Source organism: Nostoc sp. CALU 1950, assembly GCF_051172895.1.
GTDB classification, from domain to species: Bacteria; Cyanobacteriota; Cyanobacteriia; order Cyanobacteriales; family Nostocaceae; genus Nostoc; species Nostoc edaphicum_A.
The window spans coordinates 1-6,034 of the sequence record NZ_JBDNJQ010000269.1; the positions used below are offsets into that span (position 1 = coordinate 1).

The following is a 6,034-nucleotide window of genomic DNA, read 5'->3' on the forward strand; positions in this document are numbered from 1 at the left end:
AAAGACCGATTATTGTAGAGACGGCGATTCATCGCGTCTTTTGCCTTAACCGAACTGTATTGAGGGGCATTAGATTTGAGGGTAAGTTTCAAAGTTGAGCTTCAGAAGGTCAACTTTGAGCCTCAGAAGGTCAACATCAAGCCTCAGAAGGTGAAACTTATAAAAATGAGAAAGCGCGTATTAAATTCTAAACTCAAATTACTGCTGCTAAGTTGCCTGATTGTCACTCTAATAATTGCCGCTAAACAGTTAAACATTCAGGGACTTTTACAAACCTCAGTTATTTGGGTTGAGAGTCTTGGAATTTTAGGGCCTATCGCTTACATAGTCATTTACAACTTGGCAACATTACTGTTTGTACCGGGTTCCCTACTAACGCTCAAAGGTGGTTGTTTGTTTGGAGTATTTTGGGGATCAATATATGTGCTAATTGCTGCAATAGTCGGAGCAACCTTAGCTTTTATCATTGGACGTTACCTGTCACGGGATTGGGTTTCTCAACAAATGGACAAACATCCTAAATTTAAAGCGATTGATTTAGCAGTTGCCAAAGAAGGATGGAAAATTGTCTTTTTGACTCGTCTCTGTCCCATTTTTCCCTTCAATTTATTAAATTATGCTTTTGGAGTTACACAGGTTTCTCTCAAAGACTACATATTAGGTTCCTTCGGTATTATTCCCGGTACTGTGATGTACGTTTATATTGGTTCTTTAGCTGGTAATCTTGCCATGATTAACACGTCTCATCAACCAATCACTCCAGAAACTCAAGTTTGGCAATGGATAATGCGAGTAGTTGGGTTGATTGCTACTGTTGCGGTGACTGTGTATATCACAAAAATTGCTCAGAAAGCATTAGCTCAAAGCGTAGCAATAGAAGAAATAACAACCCATGACAAAATTAACAATCATTCAGATATTTAAAAGTATTGATGCCAGAAACTTGCAGAAGTTTTTTAGCTTAAGTATATTAACATTACTGATATTGGCGATCGCTTTCTCATTCAACACAGAGTCAGCTTTAGCACAAGAATCTGCAAATCCAAATTCTTTCAATCCCCAAGCCATTTTACGCGACGCCTTGCAGTGGATTGATAGCCTGGGTGCGGTGGGAGCCTTAGCTTTTATAGCCCTTTACATTATCGCTACCGTCGCTTTTTTCCCAGGTTCTATTCTCACTTTGGGAGCAGGTGTGATTTTTGGTGCAGTTTGGGGTTCTTTCTACGTGTTCATTGGTGCAACCCTTGGCGCTACAGCTGCTTTCCTTGTGGGACGTTATTTAGCTAGGGGTTGGGTTGCTCGGAAAATCGCAGATAACAAAAAATTTGCCGCCATTGATAAAGCAGTAGGTAAAGAAGGATTAAAAATTGTCCTGTTAACGCGACTGTCCCCTATATTTCCTTTCAATTTGCTGAACTATGCTTTTGGTATCACAGGAGTTTCACTTCAAGATTACTTCCTCGGCTCTCTAGGCATGATTCCCGGAACCATTATGTACGTTTATATTGGTTCTCTTGCAGGTAATCTGGCCATGATTGGGACTGAGGCTCAACCTACCAACCCGACTTTACAATGGGTAATTCGCATTTTGGGTTTGATTGCGACAGTCGCCGTTACAGTTTATGTAACCCGGATTGCACGCAAAGCTTTAGAAGAAGAATTGTAGGGTAATTCGACTTGTGTGTACAAGTCGAATTACCCCCTTAGTCCCCCCCTTGCCAAGCTACGGTGTACACACAAGTCGAAAAAAGCTCGATTTCCCTTTGTTCTCTTGTTTATCTCGTTCCCAGTCGGAGACTGGGAATGGGTTATTAGAGGCTCTGCCTCTAGTCAGATATTGAGTCAGAGACTCAATGAATACATTCCCAGTCGGAGACTGGGAACGAGGAAATGCTTATCAAGCTAGGTTTTTAGGACTTGTGTGTACACTGTAGCGATGCATTGGGGGGAAAAAGAAATCTAGTTCCCCCTTTGCAAGCATAAAAATAAAAGACTGAGCCACCTAAATTAATCGGGATTCTTAATTTTAAAAGAGGTTTCGCCAATGACCAATTCAGATTTAGAAAGAGTTACAGTTCGTCCAATGGATGAATATAACCAAAAGTTGGTGTCTTACGTCCATCCGCCAAATTGGGTTAATCCTCAACCCGCAGATGTTTACGATTTGGTAGTAATTGGGGCTGGTACGGCGGGATTAGTGGTTGCGGCGGGGGCTGCGGGTCTGGATTTGGGTTTAAAAGTGGCGTTAATTGAAAAGCATCTCATGGGTGGAGATTGCTTAAATGTTGGTTGTGTACCATCTAAAACTATTATTCGGTCTGCCCGCATCGTTGGTGAAATTTGGGACGCTAAAGACTTGGGAGTTAATATTCCCCAACATGGTATAGATGTTGATTTTCCGAAAGTCATGGCCAGGATGCGGCGAATAAGGGCTGATATCAGCCATAATGACTCGGCGGAGCGGTTTCAAAACTTGGGTGTTGATGTATTTTTGGGTAGTGGTCGATTTGCAAGTAAAAATACTGTGGAAGTTGGCGATAAAACTCTGCGGTTTAAAAAAGCTGTAATTGCGACTGGTGCAAGAGCTGCACAACTATCGATTCCGGGAATTGAACAGGCCGGTTATCTAACCAATGAGACGGTTTTTTCCCTGATTCAACGACCGGAACATTTGGCGGTGATTGGCGGTGGCCCCATTGGTTGCGAATTGGCGCAAGCTTTCCGCCGTTTGGGTTCTGAGGTGGTACTTTTTCATAGCGGTTCTCATCTTTTGAATAAAGAAGATGCTGAAGCTGCTGAAATTCTCCAAAAGGTTTTGATTAACGAAGGAATTCGCGTAGTGCTGAATTCCAAGTTGGAAGAAGTGGTAACTGTTACTGAGGGAAAACGGCTTTACTTTTCCTCTAATGGTCATCGAGATTCAGTGACAGTAGATGAAATTTTAGTCGGTGCGGGGCGATCGCCAAATGTGGAAGGTTTGAATTTAGAATCAGTAGGGGTGGAATATGACAAGCGCCAAGGCGTAAAGGTAAATGATTACCTCCAGACGACCAATCCCAAAATTTATGCGGCTGGCGATATCTGCATGAACTGGAAGTTTACCCATGCTGCTGATGCGGCGGCGCGGATTGTGATTAAGAATACGCTGTTTTCTCCCTTTGGATTGGGACGCTCGAAACTCAGTAGTTTGGTGATGCCTTGGGTAACTTATACTGACCCAGAAATTGCCCATGTAGGGATGTATGAACATGAGGCGCAGAAATTGGGTATTGAGGTGACAACAATTAAGATACCTTTTAATAGTGTAGATCGAGCGATCGCAGATGGTGAAGAGTCAGGATTTCTCAAAATACACCATAAAAAGGGGTCTGATGAAATTATCGGTGCAACTATTGTCGCCAGTCACGCAGGTGAAATGATATCAGAAGTGACTACGGCAATGGTGAATAAAATCGGTTTGAGTAAGTTAAGCAGTGTAATTCATCCTTATCCCACTCAAGCCGAAGCCATTAAAAAAGCAGCTGATGCTTATCGTCGAACACTCCTGACATCAAATACCAAAAAATTGTTGGGATTTTTGACCAAGTTATCTTGACCAAAATCAGCGAACAGTTGTTTCACTGTTCGCTGTTATATCATCTCTAAACAGCTCGGAAGCGTTTAATCGCGCCTCCTATCAAGTCTGCATAGTACAGATTGCCATCTTTGCCAGTGCTGATTTGTGCAGTGACTCCTAGATTTGGTCTGTCTTGTGAGGAAGTAAACCGCTTAACTGAGACAAATTTACCCTGACTATCGAATTTCACAGCATCGATAGTTCCTTGACTGAAATCACCAATGAATAAGGCATCTTGATAGATTGAAGGGAACGTACTACCTCTGTAAAAGTCACCCATGACAATCGAATTGGAACCAAAATGCTCGTAAGTGTAAGCTGGTGCCGTAACCGTTTTGCCACTATTGTAAAAGTCTTGCGCTTGCTCTCGGTTGGAATAGTATATTTGTTTTTGGCTGACAATATTGCCATTTGCATCCTTGCCACCTTCATAGAATGGCCAGCCAAAGTTAGCTCCTGGTTTGCCGATATTAATCTCTTCGTAACTACCGAAGCCAACATCACCAATATAGGGGGTATTGGTTTTCTGATCAATTGTAAAGCGGAAGGGGTTACGCAAACCTAAGTTATAAACTTTGGAACTATTGCTATTGGGATCTCCGTTGTAGAAAGGATTACTTGATAAACCTTGACCAGTAATTGCATCAATCCGCAGGAGCTTACCAGACAGGTTATTGACATCCTGGACGCGTATTCCTCGGATATCTACCCCATTGTAGGAAATTCCATCTCCTATGCTGACAAACAGAGAACCATCAGTACCAAAGCGCACAGAACCAACTGAGTGAGATTCACTATCACTGGCTATAAAATCCTGGACATTTTGGACTTTATCGAGATTATTGATATAATCCTCCAAACTGGTAAACGGCTTACCAGTATCTTTGTTGAGAATTCCTGATGGTGCGTAGCCAAGTGAGACATTTGTGCTGTTGCCATCGGGACGAACAATATTGTCCCAAGTGCTATTTTTGCCTAGCAGCACAACTTCGCTGCCAGCAATAGCAGTAGTGTAATTAGTTTTGGCGTCAGCTGTCACTCGAATCAACCGTGCAGTACGATTCCCAAACTGATCGGTATTGTCCAATGTGCTATTGGGATTGTTCTTAGGATTGTTTGGATTGGTTTCTGGTGGATCGTAGGTAAACAATAGGTAAACGTAATTGTTGCCGGTTGCAGTTTTGCCAAAATCTGGATGTACGGCAATGCCTAAAAGACCGCGATCGCGCGTGTCATTTACCTGTCCAGAAATATTGATAAATGCTGTTGGCAATAATGTGCCGTTGTCTAAGACTCGCACTATTCCATTTTTCTGGGCAACAAACATCTTCTTCTGGTCAGCTGTCCAGTCAAAAGCTGTAGGTTGAGTTAAACCAGAAGCTACTGTATCTAAAGCAAAGTTACCAGGGTCGTTATCAATAATACTAATAGCTGTCTGTTGAGTAGCTAGCTGTACCCCAACTGCATTACTAAACCTCAAAGAAAATGCTTCATTTGGCTCCCCAACGTTGTCATTAATAATGGGGATAACAATGTTCTTACTGGTTTCTCCTGCTGCAAAATTCAAGGTTCCAGATCTATTCTGGTAATCAGATCCAGCTTTTGCAGTCCCATCCACGGTTGTGTAGTCCAGACGAGCAGTCCCCGCAGCATTACCCCGTGTAACTGTCACCGTCGCAGAACCATCACCCTCATTAACTATTGGCTGAGTGAAGTTGAGACTAGAGCTATCGTTATCTTGAATCGTAATTCCAAGAGTTCTTTGGAGTCCTAATGTTGACCCCACTGCCTGATCAATGACAAAGTTAAAGGTTTCATCTCCTTCTGCTAAAGAATCGTCATTGATGGGAATAGATACCTGTCTGCTGCTTTCTCCCGGCGCAAAAATAATTGTTCCAGCGCTTTCGACACCTCCACTTCCATAGTCAACTCCTTTCGTGGCAGTATTACCTATGGTGGCATACTTAATTGAAGAAGTGCTACTTAAATCGCCACTTCTCAGCAAAGTTACGGTTACACCACCAGCGCCTTCGTTCACAGTTGTGGAAGATGATCCTAAAGTGATGGTGGTCGCAAGAACTGGTGAATACAGTTGAGACTGAGGAATGATTTCCTTAGTCTGAGAAGCGCTTGACCAAGATAGTTGGGAAACAGCTTCGTATGTCTTATCGTAGTATTCGAGCTTAATATCATACTTTTGACCAGCAACCAGTGCGATCGAGCCACTGTGTTCTGTAGCTGATTGATCGACAAACTTGTTAATGATTTGTTGACCATTCACCCACAGTCGCACACCATCATCAGTAGTGGTATGGAAATTGTAAGTTTCGCTGTACTTGGCTTGTACCTGGCCTGTCCAACGCGCTGAGAAGGTATCTACACCTACGGATGGATCTGGAGAACCAAGGGCCCAGTTAA

The 6,034-nt window shown here is 42.8% G+C and carries 4 protein-coding genes; 3 read left to right on the top strand and 1 reads right to left on the bottom strand.

All coding sequences use genetic code 11. The annotated features are described in order from the left end of the window. Positions 1–165 precede the first annotated feature (165 nt). The 3 genes from ABF638_RS36365 to ABF638_RS36375 all read left to right on the top strand — a co-directional run bounded on the left by ABF638_RS36365 (position 166) and on the right by ABF638_RS36375 (position 3,595). A complete protein-coding gene (locus tag ABF638_RS36365) occupies positions 166–924 on the top strand; it encodes a TVP38/TMEM64 family protein (protein WP_435027616.1) in 759 nt (252 codons plus the stop codon). Next, positions 893–1,666, top strand: coding sequence for a TVP38/TMEM64 family protein (locus ABF638_RS36370; protein ID WP_435027617.1), 774 nt, complete (start codon positions 893–895; stop codon positions 1,664–1,666). The genes ABF638_RS36365 and ABF638_RS36370 overlap by 32 nt, the downstream gene beginning before the upstream one ends. Positions 1,667–2,044: 378 nt before the next feature. Next, positions 2,045–3,595, top strand: coding sequence for a mercuric reductase (locus tag ABF638_RS36375; protein WP_435027618.1), 1,551 nt, complete (start codon positions 2,045–2,047; stop codon positions 3,593–3,595). Positions 3,596–3,641: 46 nt separating this feature from the next. On the opposite strand, the gene ABF638_RS36380 is transcribed toward ABF638_RS36375, so the two are convergent. Then, positions 3,642–6,034: Calx-beta domain-containing protein (locus tag ABF638_RS36380; RefSeq protein ID WP_435027619.1), on the bottom strand; the 2,393-nt coding region annotated here is incomplete at its 5' end.

Coding starts and splice junctions, on each gene's coding strand:
- ABF638_RS36365 (WP_435027616.1), top strand. CDS start 166: ATGAGAAAGCGCGTATTAAATTCTAAACTCAAATTACTGCTGCTAAGT.
- ABF638_RS36370 (WP_435027617.1), top strand. CDS start 893: ATGACAAAATTAACAATCATTCAGATATTTAAAAGTATTGATGCCAGA.
- ABF638_RS36375 (WP_435027618.1), top strand. CDS start 2,045: ATGACCAATTCAGATTTAGAAAGAGTTACAGTTCGTCCAATGGATGAA.